The organism is Dyadobacter sp. HNCC25DJ183 (assembly GCF_056895175.1).
Genome location: NZ_JBXHAP010000008.1, coordinates 397460 through 413136, shown reverse-complemented (window position 1 = coordinate 413136; position 15677 = coordinate 397460). Strand labels below are relative to the sequence as shown.

Genomic DNA, 15677 nt, shown 5'->3' with positions numbered 1-15677 from the left:
AGCACTGAAATGAAAAAACAGATCATCATTGCGTCACTGCTTTTAATCGGAATCACTTTTTCCTGCAACGAAGATGTGCTCGAAAAAACAAACCCGAATGGCGTGACCGTCGATAACTATTACAAAAACGGCGCAGAACTCACGAGCGGGGTTACCAGCGTGTATTCCATGCTCAAATCCAATAACCTGGTTGCACGTGAATGGTTTTTCCTGCACGATTTGCGGGGAGATGATGCGGCAGCAGGCGGCGGCCAGCTTGAAACGCCACGTAACCAGCTCCTGATTGGTACGCACGACAGTGGTAACTCGGTCATGAGCACAGTCTGGCAGGCTTATTACCGCCTGATCCACCGCGCCAATTCCGTAGTCGACAACTCCACTGCGGTCGCCGACATTGCTGAGGCAGACAAGGCGCGACTGCTGGCGGAAGCCCGTTTTCTGCGTGCTTATGCCTATTACGAGCTCGTAAGTATGTGGGGCGGTGTGCCTTTGTATAAAAATTATGTACAAACCGTGGACGGTAGCTTGCCAAGATCACCCGAAGCTGAGGTATATGCTTATTTGATTGCGGAATTGCAGGAAATCCAGGGACAGCTGCCCGCTACCTATAATGCGGCAAACCAGGGAAGAGCCAGCAAAGGTGCGGCACAAATGCTGCTCGCCCGCGTTTACATGCAGCAGGGCGATTATGCCAATGCAAAAACGGAGCTGATGAAAGTATACGATTCCAATGTGTATGCGCTGGTAGATAACTACAACGACAACTTCCTGGAAGAAACCGAGTTCAACAAAGAATCCATTTTCGAGGTCAATTTCTATCCTTCGGGCGGGGTATACAACTGGGATGGCGACGGCAATGGCGCAACAGCCGGTACTGAAACCGTGCGCACGCAGGAATATTCTGCAATCGGCTGGCGGAATGTGATCCCTTCCAATTCGTTGCTCAATGATTTTGAAAAAACGACAAAAGGAGATCCCAAGACAGACCCACGGTACGAAGATTCGTTTTATTTCACAGGCGAGAAGTATAACAATGGTAATTCGACGCTTACTGACGGACAGCAGAATGGAAGCTCATCGATTGTTGACGGCGTGACTAAGAAGGTAAGCTGGCAGAAATATTCGCTGATGTACAAAATGAATGAATCTTTCCTGACAGGCGGTATCAATCAGCGGATTATGCGTTTTGCAGAAACCTTACTGTCGCTGGCAGAAGTGGAAAATGAGCTGGGCAACATTCCAAATGCAGTGAAATACCTGAATATGGTACGCGCACGCAAGAGCGTTTCAATGCCCGCCTACCCTACTGCCAAATATCCGGTAGGTACCAAAGAGCAGGTGTTTGAGGCGGTCGTGCACGAAAGGCGTGTGGAGCTCAGCGGCGAGCAGATCCGCAACCGCGACATCGTTCGCTGGCGTAAAAACAAAAAGCTGAAATCCGAGCCGATCACCTATTTCCAGGCCAACAAACACGAATTGCTGCCCATCCCGCAACAGGAAGTAGATAACAATGCAAAAATTGAAGCGAAGGACCAGAACCCGGGGTACTAACCTCGCGAGCTACTTTATGATCATCCTGCTTCTTAGCGCTTGTGCCAAGAAGCAGGATACGCTTTTTCTATCCCACACTCCTGCCGAAACAAACATCAATTTCATCAATAAGCTTACTCCCAACGATTCCATTAACCCGTTTACTTTTACCAACTTTTACAATGGCGGGGGCGTTGGGATTGGTGATGTGAATGGGGACGGGAAGCCGGATATTTTCTTTGGCGGCAATCAGGTGAGCAGCAAATTGTATTTGAGTAAAATCGATACCGTTGCCGGGAAATGGGCTTTTGAGGACGTTACTGTGAAAGCCGGCTTGACTACGAGCCGCTGGTGCAGCGGCATTTCGATGGTGGACATCAACCAGGACGGTCTGCTCGATATTTACATCAGCGTAGCCAGGCACGTGAAAATGCCCGATTCTGAAAACCTGCTGTTTGTTAACCAGGGAAACGGGGCAAACGGGATACCTGTTTTCAAAGAGTCAGCCAAAGATTACGGACTGAACGACAATGCATTTACCACGCAGACCGCATTCTTCGATGCCGATCTGGACGGCGATTTGGATGCGTATTTAATGAACACAGCGCCTGATCTGCAAAACCCTAATTTTATCAGGCAAACCTACCACGACGGCTCCTATCCGAGCACGGGCAAGTTTTACGTGAATGAAGGTATTGGTGAAAATGGCCTGCCCAGGTACACCAACATTTCCCGGGAAGCCGGAGTAAAATACGAGGGCCTGGGACTTGGCCTGGCTGTAAGCGACCTGAACAAAGACGGTTACCCCGACATTTATTGCTCCAACGACTTCATCAGCAGCGATATGCTGTATTTAAATGCAGGCTCCGGTTCAAAACCTGCATTTCAGAATGTGATCAAAGAAGCTACTGCTCACACCAGCCTTTTCGGAATGGGCGTGGACATTGCCGACATTAACAACGACACTTATCCCGACATCTTCCAGCTCGATATGCTGCCGGAAGATAACCTGAGACAGAAGAAGATGCTGGCTGGCCAGGATTACGATCGCAAGGAAATGAGCATTTCGGAGCAGTATGGTTACCAGCTGCAATACATGCGGAACATGCTGCAATTGAACCTGGGAACGGCAGATAAAGTCAACGGCGCGCCGCAGTTCTCGGAAGTTGGCCTGCTGGCCGGGATTTCGAAGACAGATTGGAGCTGGGCACCGCTCATTGCCGATTACGACAATGACGGTTTGAAAGATATTTTCATCACAAACGGTTACCGCCGCGATGTGACCGATCGTGATTTTATTCAGTTCAAAGAAGACTTTTCAAGTTTTGGGACTAACAACTTCAAGCAGCAAAATGCATTGGAATTGATACAAAAGGTACCCGAGGTGAAAATCCCGAATTATGCCTATAAAAATGCGGGTAACCTGGCTTTTGAAAATACCTCCAAAGCGTGGGGACTGGATGAACTATCCTATTCAAACGGAGCCGCTTACGCGGACCTGGATGGAGACGGAGACCTGGACCTCGTCGTGAATAACATTGATTCTGAACCATTTATTTACCAAAATCAAAGCCGTGAAAAAGCGGGCGGCAACTACCTTTCGATCACATTAAAGGGCGATAAAGGTAATCTTGCGGGTATCGGCAGCAGTGTTACGATCTGGCATGGAGAGCAGGTGCAATACGCTGAAATGTTCGTCACGCGCGGCTTTATCTCTTCCGTTGGTACCGGGTTGCATTTTGGTTTGGGGCAAAGCAAAACGATCGACAGTTTGCTGGTCACCTGGCCGGGCGGGAAGTCGCAGAAGCTTTACAAAGTAGCCGCAAACCAGCATTTGCAGCTGACGCAAAAAGATGCGGGTAACCTCCCGAAGCAGGTTGAAACAATTTCAGAGCCACTTTTCACGGATGTGACGGATGAATTGAAGATTGATTTTAAACACGAGAAATCCACTTTTATTGATTTCAAGCAAACTGCTGCATTGCACAAAATGCTCTCGAAAAGCGGGTTCGCCATTGCGGTGGGCGACGCTAATCAGGATGGGCTGGATGATATTTTCGCCGGGGCAAGTTATCAGAAAGGCAGGCCCTGCATATACTTTCAGCAAGCTTCGGGGACATTTACCAAACGTGAAATCGCGCAGGATTCGCTGCACGAGAATATTTCAGCAACCTTTTTTGATGCCGACGGAGACAAAGACCAGGATCTGATCGTGGTGAACGGCGGAAGCGAGCGGCCGGAAAGTGATCGTGCCTTTTATGAAGTGCAATTGTACTTGAATGAGGGCAACGGAAACTTCAAGCCCGCACCCGCTGCGACTTTCCCGACCATTTCTGTAAGTGGCTCGTGCGTGCTGGCCAACGATTTTGACAAAGATGGAGATACCGATCTCTTCATCGGAGGTCGCATGATCCCGGGCAAGTACCCGCTCCCGCCACGCAGTTACCTGCTGCGGAACGATTCCCGATCGGGGAAAATGGCATTTACTGATGTTACCAAATCGCATTGCCCCGAACTGCTTTCGGCCGGAATGGTCTGTGCAGCTACCTGGGCAGATACAGATCACGACGGGCTTGACGATCTTGTAATCGCGGGGGAATGGATGCCGGTGCGCGTTTTTAGAAATCAGAAGACGAAATTTCAGGAAACAGAGTCGGTAAAAACAGCTCTGGCTCCCTATTCCGGCTGGTGGAACAGCCTGGCAGCTGCCGACTTTGACCACGACGGGGACATTGATTTCATCGCTGGTAATGAAGGTACCAACACATTTTACCATGCATCAGCAAAAGAACCTGTGACCATGGTAGCCAAGGATTTTAATAGCGACGGCACTTTTGATCCGCTCATGGGCTATTATATGCAGGGTATCGCCTACCCCAGCGTGCCGCACGATGCATTGAACCAGCAGGTGATCCAGTTCCGCAGGAAGTACCCTCATTACATTGATTACGCCAAAGCTACTTACGAAGATCTCCTCACCGCCGACGAGAAAAAAGACGCCTACACGGCACAGGCGACTTTTTTGAAAAGCGCGTACATTGAAAATAAAGGAAACGGACAGTTTGAAGTGAGCGCTTTGCCCATCGAAGCTCAGGTAGCGCCCGTGTTCGGAATTGTGGTAACGGACGTGAATGCAGACCGCAACCCCGACGTGATCCTTACCGGCAACTTTTTCCCGAATGAAGTAAATATGGGGCGGCAGGATGCTTCCACCGGACTGCTCCTGCTCGGAAACGGCAAAGGCAGATTTTTACCACAAAATCCTGCAAAAAGTGGCTTGATGCTCAAAGGCGACGCACGTTCTAGCGCATTGCTGCGCGGCGCAAAAAATCAGCAATACCTCGTGACTGCGGTGCATTCAAAAGGTATTGCCGTAAACCGGATCAAAACGCAAAACACAGATCAGGCACTATCCCGCAAGTAATTACAAGATTAAAAAAGCAAGTTCAACGATTTACCGGTTAGCGTAACGCAGCGCCACCACTCCTGAATTTAGCGTTTTGGAATCCAGCAATTTCAGCTTGCTCATTTGTGTATTTCCATCGAAAAGGCTGTTTCCTTGTCCCAATATGATAGGGTGAACAGTGAATTGGTACTCGTCGATCAGGCCAAGATTCATCAGGCTTTTAGCCAGCCCGGGGCTGCCGAAAATCACCAGGTCTTTGCCGGGCTGCTGTTTCAATTTGTTTATTTCTTCCACTACATTGTCCCTGATCAGCGTGGTATTGTTCCAATCTGCGCTTTCCAAAGTTGTTGAGAACACAATCTTCGGGATTTCCTGCACCCATTTTGCGTGTGCCAGCGAGTGTGCGTCCGCATTCGGATCATTCAGAACGGTGGGCCAGTACCCTTCCATTAAGTGGTAAGTGTTTTTTCCATACACAGGCGCGCCCACTGTTTGCACCAACTCATCGGCGAATTGCCGCAGTTCTTCATTGTATGTTAAGAAGCCCAGGCCCCCCTGTTGATCCCCCGCAAAACCATCGAGCGACATATGCGCAAATAATACCAGCTTTCTCATTTTCAGTATTGTGTTTGTTCCAAAAAGACATCCTTTCCACAAAACTATTTATTGCAAAAAGGAATTTAAGTAGGGATTTGGGACAAATGAAGAGGGAAGGGAGGACAGTGGCAATAAATATTCACAGGATTGGAAACAATTCAATAATAACGATAACTTTGTTTCACGGAACAGCACTATGTTTCTGCTAATCAGAACAATATAAAGGCTATTTAGATTTTTTAAGAATATTATTTCAAAGGCAACAATACACCGCTAGCACTTTATGAAAATTGACGAGAATCGTATGGAGTTAATCAATATTCTCCTTTACGTGATTTCAAAACTTGGGACTGCCGACTACCACACGATTTTCAAAATCTTGTACTTTGCTGAGCAGGAGCATATCAGGCGTTTTGGACAGAAGTTGCTCAATGACGACTATGTTGCTATGAAGTACGGCCCCGTACCCTCCAATGCGTACGATATCCTGAAAAGCGTTTCGAATGGAGATTTGAACAACTACTTCTGCCTGGCTGGCGAACACTCTTTTAAAGCTGTTTCCGAGCCAAATCTCGACTATTTATCAGAGTCAGAGGTCTCTTGCATTAACAATTCAATCGAATCATTCGGCAGTCTCACATTCTCGGAACGAACTGACAAGTCGCATGACGATGCTTACAATGCTGTCAAGCTCAATCACAAAATGGACATTTTCGAGATAGGCAGAGTTGGCGGTGCCAGTGAGGATACGCTTCATTATCTGCAGGAAAATCTTGAAACCAAAAGAATGTTTAAATGAGCTTAGGGGATCACTTTCCTGAAAGCTTTCGAGAAGAGTTCGTTGAACGAAATATTGAGGTTGGATGTGTGATCAGGCTGTTCGTGAACTGGACTATTCCTCCCAAGGAAAAAAGATTTGTTATTGTTGCTATTGGCGAAGATTACGTAAGCCTGGCAATGGTGTTGATCAATACCAGGGTCAATGAACATGTGAATTTCTCAGACGAATTGAGAAGCCTTCATATACCCGTTGATAGCGCGGGCCGCGAATACTTGCACCACAACTCGTACATAGATTGCACAGATTTGCATGAAGAAAGCATGAGCTATATCAGAACAGCCTTGCAATCAGATTCCAGTAATTATCTCGGAAAAATGAATGAAGAGGACCTGGCAAAAGTCCACAGGTTAATCATGGTCTCCAAGACCATTAAACCATATAAAAAGAAGAAGTTCGGGTTCTGATCAATCAGTTGTGGCCGTCATGCTTACTAACCCGCTGGTCGTTTCAGCAGATATGCTGCATTCGCTCACAAATGGAGCAAATGCAGCATATCTGCTAAGTATAGCCTACTGATTCTTCGCGGCCATTTGTTCCAGCAGCACGTAGCGGCCTCTGTGCTTTTCTGTTTCCAGACGGCTGTCTACATCCAGGTACATGTACTTCGCGTTTTCGCCAGCTTTTACAGGCAGCCACTCCGGCAGCCCTTTTCCGTTTGGATTTGCAGTTTTAATGAAATTGGCGAAGTATTCCTGCATGGTTGCAGATACTTTGTGGTCTTCCGGCGTCCAGGCGTATACTTTGTTGTACGACAAATTACCCATTGCATACTCGATTTCCGCTGAATGCACCGCGCCTTTGGGCAGGGCAGCTTTTGCAGCAGGTTCTGTGCTCTTGGAAACACCGCCAGCCAGGTTTGCAGTTACATTCCCCGCTTCGGCGCTCATCGCAGGCCGGGCGCGACCGTACAAATACCGGTAAACAGGCTTTCCGCCGCCGGTTTTACTTTGCAGATCAATCCATTTCCAGGTACCATAACCAATAAAACGATCACCCGCGAGGTCAGTCGCCACTTGTTCCACTTCTGCATCCGAAGAGGCCGCATATTCTTTCAGAACCTGATCGGCCTGCTCTCCGTAAAGCTTTTGAACGGCTTTCTTATAATTTTCCAGCGTCGGCGCTTCTTTGCCCAAAATCATACGATAGTTCATTTCCTCCGAGTTCCACCCCGCCAGCAACGGTACCTGCGACTGCTTTCCTTCCTGGAACGTTTTCAATGGCGGCTCAGGGAAGAAGTAGCCGTCTACCGCAGATGAAAAGCGAGGTACATTTGGTCCGGCTGTTGCTTTCAGCAATTCTTCTGCCGGGATCGCGCGCATTTCTGCCAGCGATTGTTTGCCAACCTGTTCGTTGAATTTGGCACCCGCCTGCTCAGCCTGCGCAAGTGGTACCGGCGGCAATGTACCCAACACAGATCCGCTCTCGCCGATCGCAGCTGAGAACAGATTTTTGGAAAGCGGCGACGCCATTAATGCGCTCACCGAAAGTGAACCAGCAGATTCTCCTGCGATAGTCACCTTATTAGGATCGCCTCCGAAAGCAGCGATATTCTTCTTTACCCAGGCTAATGCGGCAGCCTGGTCCAGGTATCCGTAGTTACCCGAAGCTTTGTTCGGGGATTCTTTGGTCAGATCTTGCGAAGCGTAAAAGCCGAATATGCCGAGCCGATAGTTTACTGTCAGACTCACAATGCCCTTTTTCGCCATACTTTCACCGTCATAACGCCCTTCGGAACCGTCACCCGCGACGAAGCCGCCGCCGTAGAAGTACACCAGAACGGGAAGTTTCTCATTGGCAGATTTCGCCGGTGTCCATACATTCAGGTACAAACAGTCTTCGCTCATCCCGTCCGAGCGAAAGCCCATATCTCCGAACACCGCATTCTGCATGGCGCGCGGCCCGAACTTAACCGTTTTCCGAACACCCTGCCAGTTTTTCACTGGTTGCGGCTCGCGCCAGCGGAACTCACCCACAGGTGGTGCCGCAAATGGAATTCCTTTAAACGCCCGCACGCCCGACGTTTCCATCACGCCTTCTACCGTCCCGTTCGCGGTCTTTGCCTGCGGAGCAGCTGTTGCACTTTTAGACTGGCCCACAGCAACATGCATCATTTGCGCAGCCAGCAGCATGGTAATAAAAATTGTTTTCATTTGAAAAAAGTAGAGTTAAAGCAAAATCCGGTCAGCAAGACAGCAACGCAAGGATATTGTCTTACAATTAGATAATAATAAGAATAATTTTCAAGATATCACGAAGCGGAATGTAAAATTGAATGGGCTGCCCACAAAAAAGCTGGCAGCCACTACCGTGACTGCCAGCTTTTTATATTAGCACGGATTACTTCGTCTTATCCATACTTTTTACGTGCTCAGCATGTGCTTTAATTACCGGCAAAGTTTTGTCGATAAAAGCTTTCAGCTCTGCATCTTTCACTTCTTTCTGTGCATCTTCAAAAAGCTTCACAGTTTTATCGTGGTCTTTTTTCATCTGAGCGATATAAGCTTTGTCAAAATCACTTCCGCTTTTAGCGCCAAGGTCAGAAGCTGCTTTTTGCTTCTCTTCGTTCGGTGCAGCAGGTAGCGTGATGTTTTTGCTCATAGCCAACGTTTTCAGCTCATCATTTGCTTTTGTATGGTCTGTTACCATTTGTTTTGCAAATTCTTTCACCTTTGGGTCGGTTGCTTTTTCCTCAGCGATTTTGCTTAATGCTACTTCCGCCATTCCGCCGTTTGCAGCTTCTACCGCGAACTCGGCATCGTCCTCTGCCACAGCTGATGCTGAATCAGTTGTAGCGCTGTCTGCTACTGCTTCGTTTGTGCTGTCGGCGAAGTCAGTTGTGTCTGTTGTTTCGGTTGATTTGGACCCGCAGCCCCATAGCATTGCTACGGTTGCGAGTGACATGATTGCTGATGCGATTTTCATTTTAATGGTTTTTTATGTGGTGATCAAACTTACCGTGCCAACCAAATTGGCACAGCCTGCACATATCCATCAAAAAGCGTACCTGCAAAGCAAACGTAACTGGTATAACTCCCTCATAAAGCTGAATGCAGATCAAAATTATTCCGTCTTCAATGCTTCCACCGGATTGGACCTGGCCGCTCTGATGGTTTGAAATGCGACAGTCAGTACGCCGGTGAGCAATGCGAGAACAGCTGCCAGCATGAAAATAGACCAATGGATACTGACCCGGTTTGCAAAGTCCTGCAACCACTGCTCCATTCCGTACCAGGCAAACGGCGAAGCAATTAACGCGGCCACCATGATCAATACAATGAATTCCCTGGAAAGCAGCAAGGCGATCCCTGAAACCGACGCGCCCAAAACTTTTCTGATACCGATCTCTTTGGTGCGTTGCTTGACCATCAATGCGGCAAGACTGAATAAGCCCAATGTTGAAATTGCGATCGCGAGCAATGCGAAAGAGCTGAAAATGGAAGCCAGGCGGTTTTCAGATTCGTACAACTTTTGAAGATTATCATCAGCAAATGAATACGCAAATGTGTAATCAGGAAAAAACTGTTTCCACACCTTTTCCATATAAGCAATGCTTTCCGGAATATTCTGATTGTTGACACGAACATAAGTTGTGGTGCTGATCCAGTTTTGCATCGGTTTGAAGACAAGCAGCGGGCTTGCCTCTTTCAATGTAGTCACCTGAAAATCCCTGACAACTCCGATCACCGTGCCTTGCAACGCGCCCAGCCTGATTACTTCGTTGCTCGTATTTTTCAACTTCAATGTTTTCGCAAGACTTTGGGTGATAATAATCGGTCTCTGATACAGGTATTTGTCCGCGTCTTTACCATTTGAAGCAGAGTAAAGGGAATCATAGTTCAGGTTATCGCCCGGGAACCTGACCGAATAATCTCTGCCACTATCCATTTTTATGCCCATTGTTTTCAGGAAATCCGAATCGCCGTAAACAAACCCGAAGTCGAGCCGGCGCGTGCTGTCTTCCGGGTCGGGCATGCTGGATGCATTGCCTATGCGGTTTCCCAGATCCAGGTCGGTAAAGCTGGCCGAAATAATGTTGGGGTTGTCAAGCAGCTTTGCTTTGAATGCGTCGGGTTTATTGTCGAGGTGAATGGCCGGCAGCAGGATCAGATGATCTTTGTTGAAACCCAAAGGACGGTTATGGAATAAGTTCAGCTGCTGCCACACGATCATTGTAGCAACAACAAGTGCAATTGAAATGCTGAACTGGAACACGATCAGCACTTTGCGCAGACTGAAATTAATACGAAGACCGCCATTCTTATCTTTCAGAATGCCCGCAGGTTGGAGGCGGCTCAGGAACATAGCGGGGTAAGCGCCCGCCAGCAAACCGGACCCCAATGCGATCATGAGAAAGAGTGAAAGGTTTTGAAAACCAAATAAATCACTCACCGGCAGGTTAACCTGTAGCATTTGATTGAAAGCAGGCAAAGCAATAATCGAGAGGACAATAGCCAGCGCATTTGCAACAATAAAAAACAGGAACGATTCACCGATAAACTGAAACGCGAGCTGGGCCCGGCCGCTTCCCAGTGTCTTGCGGATACCCACTTCCTTAACGCGCTGCAAAGCCTGCACGGTTGTCAGGTTCACATAGTTCATGCAGCCGATGAGCAGGATCAGCAATGCGGCGCAACCGAGTATATAGATGTACCGGATGTCACTCAGCTTCATATCAGGTGCATTGAGTTTTCCGGCACGTAAATGAATGTCGGTCAAAGGCAGTAGTTGAATATGCTCGGTTTTGGTCAATTTGTATTTCGCCAGAACAGGCTGCATTTTGGCTTCCAGCTTGTCCGCATCCGCATTGGATTTCAGAAGTACATACTGTGGTAATGAGCTGTATTGGGTGAAATCGAGCGTTTTCCCGGTAAAGGGTTGTGACCCAAATACGTCAGCTGTAAAATGCGAGTTTGCAGGGATATCTCCTACCACAGCTGTAACAGTATAGTACGATATGCTGCCATCATATAATTTCCGGCTGATTGTTTTGCCAACTGCATTTGTTCCCGGAAAGAGTTTGGCAGCGGTTGTCCTGGTAAGTACCATTCCCGACTCGTCCTTCAACGCCGTGGCTTTATTGCCTTCGGCAAAGGGCAGATCGAAGACCTCAAAAAAAGTGGGATTAACGAGTGCGAAGTTCAGTTCAACGGGCTTGTTGTTGACCAGATAAGTTGTCTTGTAAGGAAGCAAAGCAGTGGCTGTTTCCACCTCGAAAAACTCGGCTTTCAACGTTTTTCCAAGTGCTTCGGGCGTGTTAGCATTCCTGATGATCGGGTCGGTCGCCCGCGATTCCATGACGAGCTGGTATATCCGGTTGTTTTTGGAAAAATGCCTGTCAAAAGACAGCTCGTAACCGATGTAGGCGATAATCAGCATCACGCTGGACAGACCTACCGCCAGCCCGAAAAGATTAATGAAAGAATAAAGATGTCCTTTGCGGAAGTTCCGGTACCCGATAACGAAGTAGTTTCTGATCATGGCTGGTATAGTTTGTTAGTCCATAAAGCACTGGTATGTAATCACCTACTGACCTGTTGTTCCAACGAAATCTGATTGCGGCGGGTCAATGGATTTGAGTTCGCATTAACTAATAACTGCTGGTACTTTCAACAATTATTTAAACCAACCCGATATATGAAACGCTGTTTACTCGCCGCGATAACCCTGCTTAGTTTGTCGCATTGCAAAGAAGATAAAGTTGACTCAGTAGCTACGAATTGTTATCCTTTGGTAGAAGAACTTAAACGTGGTGAGCAAGTGGTCGATGCGCCTGTCGTCGTGCGGCTTAGCGGCGGGCTGGTCACAGGCGGCATGTTAATCGCGCCCAATGGTGCTGCCTGGGGCAGTTGCAATTTGCCGGAAAACCTTGGTCAGGACAGCCTTGCTATTTATGTCACGGGTTATTTTTTGACTTCGCCGTCATTAGAAAAAATGAATTTGACACCTTTGCCTTTTGTAGTCACTGCCGCGCGACGCAGGTAAAAGCGACCATCCGCCCGGGAGTGAAATGGAGCAGTAATTTGTCCGCGCAGGTGCTGACCGAATTAAACTTGCAGCAACATGGGCGGAATCGCCGGGATAATACAATTTGACGGTAAGGAAATCAGGACAGCCGAAGTAAATAAAATAACAGGGCTACTTGCGCACCGTGGCGGTTTGACAGCCACAAATATTGAGAACGGGTTATTGATGACATTCGGCGGCTCTGTCGAAAACACGCCGGATCGCCAGATTTTATCCGTCGCCGATGCCGATGTTTTTTCCAGCGCTTTTCCTGATTCCCCTTTTACCAGCAATTATACATTGAAAGGCCCCGCTGCCTTCGACGAGCCCAATGCAGATTTTGCGCTCGCATTATGGGATGCCGGCACGCGAACCCTGTACTGTGCCCGCGATATACTCGGTGTAAAGCCGCTCTATTATGTACACCAGCCCGACCGCTTTTTTGCTTTTGCATCGGAGATCAAGGCTCTGAATGCCCTGGAAGAGGTAGAGATAGGTCCCAACATGCATAAGGTGCGCGAATATCTCACCTGGCACGTGACGAACCTGGCTTACAGTGCCGAAACTTTCTACGAGCAGATTTACAGCGTTTTACCGGGGCATTATTTGAAAGTCAACGCGAAGCAAACGGAAGAGCAACCATTCTGGCAGCCTGATTTCAAAAGATTTCACCAACTGGGCGGGATTGAGGAGTTCGCATCTTCATTCCGCGACATCTTTACCAGCGCCGTTACCAGCAGGATCAGGAACAGACAAAACATCGGATCGCATTTAAGTGGTGGATTAGATTCTTCTTCGGTAGCCTGCGTCGCACAATCGGTACTGGTACAACAAGGTCGATCAGCCCTGAACACTTTCAAGATCGACACCGGTCAGCCGCTGGCGGAAGAAGAGCGCTTTGTTCAGGACGTGGTAAGTCAGTGGCGCACCAGTCACCACCGGGTAACTCCCCTGGACGATGTACTGGGATCGATCGTGAAGATCAACACCATTTTTGACCGCCCCGAACAGTTGATTATGCCTTCCAGCTTCCATTTAAGTATTTCAAATGAGCTGGAAAGGATGGAATGCGACTTGATCCTGACCGGCCACGGCGGAGATAATGTGGCAACAAATGGTTTTGATTACCTGGACGAGCTCATGCAGGCCGGGGACTTGAATGCATTTAAAACTGCATGCGAACAATGCTACGATCACAACACGAAACATCCTTTTACCCGGGGAAAAAGTCGTAAAGCAGGTTATGATAAATACATGCTCTCGCTGCTTACGCCCGATATCAGGAGCAGCTACCGCAAAGAGCCGCTATTTTCTTTTTTGTCCAAAATGAAGGAGTATAAGCAGGGATTAAATATTTCGGATAAAGCGATCGTCACTTACATTTTTAACAAAATTGCCAATAAATCAGCTGCTCCTGCTATACTGACCGATGCATTGACGAAGGAATTCAAACAACAGACCCAACCACGAAAGCAGCGAACCACGCATGCGCTCGTAAAGTCGGTTATGGAAAATCAGGGGATAGCTCTGGAAGGCGTACTGAATCACACCAATGTGATCTGCAATGAACAGGCTAATCACATCGGCGCGTATTACGGGCACCAGTATGCATTCCCTTTTTACGATAAGCACGTAATTGAACTCTGCCTTGCGACGCCCCTTGATGTAAGCTTCTACAATGGGCGCGGCCGCGGCTTGATCCGCCACGGTATGCGGGGTATTATCCCGGCGTCTGTCGAGACGAGGAATTCAAAAGCCAACTTCATCGAATACGGGCTGCATGCGGCACAGCAGTTGTACCATGCAGCCTGGCCGCAAATAGCATCTCCTGCACACAAGATCTGGGAAATAGTCGACAGGCAGGTTTTCAGTAAAATCGTCTCGGTCGTTTTCAACGAACGCATTCACGGCAAACTCAAACCACGCTATATCTGGCAGTTATCACGCGTCATTTACCTGTCTATCTGGCTGGATTCAATTGAAAAACCGCATCAGGAAAATGCCTGACGCGGTTCTACGAATATCCTTGATAAGTGCTTCTTTAAAGTAGATCCGTAAACAAGCATACCTTAATCATCTGCATAATTGTTGGAGGTAGGATCGTTGGCGTCAAACTGCGAACCCAGTTTCCCCAAGCTTTTGGTGATTTGTACAACGGTGCCTAATTTCTTCAACTGCGGCGTCTGATAGGATTTTTTGATTGGTGAACCTGATTCAGTGGAGGTAATTAATTTCATCAAATAGAAGAGTTGAGAGTATGAACTCTTCAAATTTATATAAAATTAGTTTGACATTAATGCACAATTCTCTTTTCCCACACAACTTTAAATTAACCGGTAACTTTCACCACACGTCCTCCGAATCCATTTAATATCCATCAGACAAACTGACCTCATCTTCGACTTTTCCGCCGTCCAGAAACTGATTTATATTTTCCACAAATTTATTGACCTTATCCCGGTCGCGGTCCTTGTGAGCTGCCCCGGTATGTTGGGTAAGGATCACATTCTCCATTTCCCACAATTTCGAATCCTCTGGCAGAGGCTCCACTTCTGTCACGTCCAGCACAGCGCCAAGCAGCTTCCCGCTTTCCAGTGCTTTGATCATTTCAGGCTCATCCGTAGTATTTCCACGGCCCACATTGGCATAAAGTGCGCCTTCTTTCATTGCATTGAAAAATGCTTCGGACACATAGTTATCCAGGTTGCCGGGTAAGGTGTTCACGATCAGGTCGGTTTCCGGGAGAGCGGACAGCAGTTCGTCAAACGAATGGATATCTGCATCGGGATCGCTTTTCGCGGTCATCCTGATTTTGCAGTCAAAAGCTTCCAGTATCTTTTTCACATGCTGCCCGATAGCGCCTGATCCAAGGATAATCACCTCCTTCTCGCCCAGCAGCCCCAGCTTGTTTTCCACCTTTTCACTTGCCCATAGCTTTTCAAGCTGATTTTTAACCATGATATGTACACCACGGTAAAAGCCCAGGATCCCGGCAACGATGGTTTCGGCACACGCAGCAGCGGACATATCGCCTACATTGGCCACCTTGCCTGTGAAATTCACGTCTTTGTACTGCTCAAATCCCACATTTTCGAGCTGCCAGAATTTAAGCTTCTCAGTCGCGTTTTCCAGCAGCTCCGCGGGCGGGTTACCGATCAGGATATCTGCGTCCGCAATTGCCTCCCTGAGCTGATTTTCGGAAAGATTTTCATTTATAATAACTTCCGCGTTATCTGAAAGCTGCTCAACAAGTGCATCCTGATGCTGCTTTTGAAGCGATGCATATAATAAGATTTTCAT

General features: G+C 47.9%; 12 protein-coding genes. 6 read left to right on the top strand and 6 right to left on the bottom strand.

Going from position 1 to position 15677, the window contains the following annotated elements; all coding sequences use genetic code 11:
- The first annotated feature begins 9 nt into the window (after window positions 1–9).
- Both AC1XTG_RS21430 and AC1XTG_RS21425 read left to right on the top strand, forming a co-directional pair.
- Window positions 10–1551, top strand: a complete 1542-nt coding sequence (locus tag AC1XTG_RS21430; RefSeq protein ID WP_484843381.1) for a RagB/SusD family nutrient uptake outer membrane protein — start codon at window positions 10–12, stop codon at window positions 1549–1551.
- Window positions 1552–1567: 16 nt separating this feature from the next.
- Complete coding sequence (locus tag AC1XTG_RS21425) at window positions 1568–4954, top strand: VCBS repeat-containing protein (RefSeq protein WP_484843380.1); 3387 nt, start codon at window positions 1568–1570, stop codon at window positions 4952–4954.
- Window positions 4955–4984: 30 nt separating this feature from the next.
- Here AC1XTG_RS21425 and AC1XTG_RS21420 read toward each other — a convergent pair whose 3' ends face one another.
- Window positions 4985–5551, bottom strand: a complete 567-nt coding sequence (locus tag AC1XTG_RS21420) for a dihydrofolate reductase family protein (protein ID WP_056283656.1) — start codon at window positions 5549–5551, stop codon at window positions 4985–4987.
- A gap of 286 nt (window positions 5552–5837) precedes the next feature.
- Here AC1XTG_RS21420 and AC1XTG_RS21415 point away from each other — a divergent pair, with 286 nt between their 5' ends.
- Window positions 5838–6332 (top strand): Panacea domain-containing protein, encoded by a 495-nt coding sequence (locus AC1XTG_RS21415; protein ID WP_484843379.1) that lies wholly within the window; start codon window positions 5838–5840, stop codon window positions 6330–6332.
- Entirely contained in the window at window positions 6329–6778 is a 450-nt protein-coding gene (locus tag AC1XTG_RS21410; protein ID WP_484843378.1) for a hypothetical protein, read from the top strand. The genes AC1XTG_RS21415 and AC1XTG_RS21410 overlap by 4 nt, the downstream gene beginning before the upstream one ends.
- Window positions 6779–6883: 105 nt before the next feature.
- Here the strand turns inward: AC1XTG_RS21410 and AC1XTG_RS21405 are convergent, their stop codons facing one another.
- The 3 genes from AC1XTG_RS21405 to AC1XTG_RS21395 form a co-directional block, all read right to left on the bottom strand.
- The gene (locus AC1XTG_RS21405) at window positions 6884–8524 is read right to left on the bottom strand and encodes a carboxylesterase/lipase family protein (RefSeq protein ID WP_484843377.1); all 1641 of its coding nucleotides are present in this window, start codon (window positions 8522–8524) and stop codon (window positions 6884–6886) included.
- Window positions 8525–8711: 187 nt separating this feature from the next.
- Window positions 8712–9296, bottom strand: coding sequence for a DUF4142 domain-containing protein (locus tag AC1XTG_RS21400; RefSeq protein ID WP_056283668.1), 585 nt, complete (start codon window positions 9294–9296; stop codon window positions 8712–8714).
- Between the two features lie 138 nt (window positions 9297–9434).
- The gene (locus AC1XTG_RS21395; RefSeq protein WP_484843376.1) at window positions 9435–11852 is read right to left on the bottom strand and encodes an ABC transporter permease; all 2418 of its coding nucleotides are present in this window, start codon (window positions 11850–11852) and stop codon (window positions 9435–9437) included.
- A 156-nt stretch (window positions 11853–12008) separates the two neighbouring features.
- Between AC1XTG_RS21395 and AC1XTG_RS21390 the strand changes: the two genes are divergently transcribed.
- Both AC1XTG_RS21390 and AC1XTG_RS21385 read left to right on the top strand, forming a co-directional pair.
- Window positions 12009–12356 (top strand): hypothetical protein, encoded by a 348-nt coding sequence (locus AC1XTG_RS21390; RefSeq protein ID WP_484843375.1) that lies wholly within the window; start codon window positions 12009–12011, stop codon window positions 12354–12356.
- Window positions 12357–12434: 78 nt separating this feature from the next.
- Window positions 12435–14384, top strand: coding sequence for an asparagine synthetase B family protein (locus AC1XTG_RS21385; RefSeq protein ID WP_484843374.1), 1950 nt, complete (start codon window positions 12435–12437; stop codon window positions 14382–14384).
- 62 nt (window positions 14385–14446) lie between these two features.
- Here the strand turns inward: AC1XTG_RS21385 and AC1XTG_RS21380 are convergent, their stop codons facing one another.
- Both AC1XTG_RS21380 and AC1XTG_RS21375 read right to left on the bottom strand, forming a co-directional pair.
- Window positions 14447–14614: a hypothetical protein gene (locus tag AC1XTG_RS21380; RefSeq protein ID WP_484843373.1), complete on the bottom strand. Its 168-nt coding sequence runs from the start codon at window positions 14612–14614 to the stop codon at window positions 14447–14449.
- 130 nt (window positions 14615–14744) lie between these two features.
- Window positions 14745–15677 carry a D-2-hydroxyacid dehydrogenase gene (locus tag AC1XTG_RS21375; RefSeq protein WP_484843372.1) on the bottom strand — a complete coding sequence of 311 codons (933 nt, stop codon included), beginning with the start codon at window positions 15675–15677 and terminating at the stop codon, window positions 14745–14747.

What these genes read in the sequence shown, in the direction of transcription:
- AC1XTG_RS21430 (WP_484843381.1), top strand. Translation starts at nt 10, where the DNA reads ATGAAAAAACAGATCATCATTGCGTCACTGCTTTTAATCGGAATCACT.
- AC1XTG_RS21425 (WP_484843380.1), top strand. Translation starts at nt 1,568, where the DNA reads ATGATCATCCTGCTTCTTAGCGCTTGTGCCAAGAAGCAGGATACGCTT.
- AC1XTG_RS21420 (WP_056283656.1), bottom strand. Translation starts at nt 5,551, where the DNA reads ATGAGAAAGCTGGTATTATTTGCGCATATGTCGCTCGATGGTTTTGCG.
- AC1XTG_RS21415 (WP_484843379.1), top strand. Translation starts at nt 5,838, where the DNA reads ATGGAGTTAATCAATATTCTCCTTTACGTGATTTCAAAACTTGGGACT.
- AC1XTG_RS21410 (WP_484843378.1), top strand. Translation starts at nt 6,329, where the DNA reads ATGAGCTTAGGGGATCACTTTCCTGAAAGCTTTCGAGAAGAGTTCGTT.
- AC1XTG_RS21405 (WP_484843377.1), bottom strand. Translation starts at nt 8,524, where the DNA reads ATGAAAACAATTTTTATTACCATGCTGCTGGCTGCGCAAATGATGCAT.
- AC1XTG_RS21400 (WP_056283668.1), bottom strand. Translation starts at nt 9,296, where the DNA reads ATGAAAATCGCATCAGCAATCATGTCACTCGCAACCGTAGCAATGCTA.
- AC1XTG_RS21395 (WP_484843376.1), bottom strand. Translation starts at nt 11,852, where the DNA reads ATGATCAGAAACTACTTCGTTATCGGGTACCGGAACTTCCGCAAAGGA.
- AC1XTG_RS21390 (WP_484843375.1), top strand. Translation starts at nt 12,009, where the DNA reads ATGAAACGCTGTTTACTCGCCGCGATAACCCTGCTTAGTTTGTCGCAT.
- AC1XTG_RS21385 (WP_484843374.1), top strand. Translation starts at nt 12,435, where the DNA reads ATGGGCGGAATCGCCGGGATAATACAATTTGACGGTAAGGAAATCAGG.
- AC1XTG_RS21380 (WP_484843373.1), bottom strand. Translation starts at nt 14,614, where the DNA reads ATGAAATTAATTACCTCCACTGAATCAGGTTCACCAATCAAAAAATCC.
- AC1XTG_RS21375 (WP_484843372.1), bottom strand. Translation starts at nt 15,677, where the DNA reads ATGAAAATCTTATTATATGCATCGCTTCAAAAGCAGCATCAGGATGCA.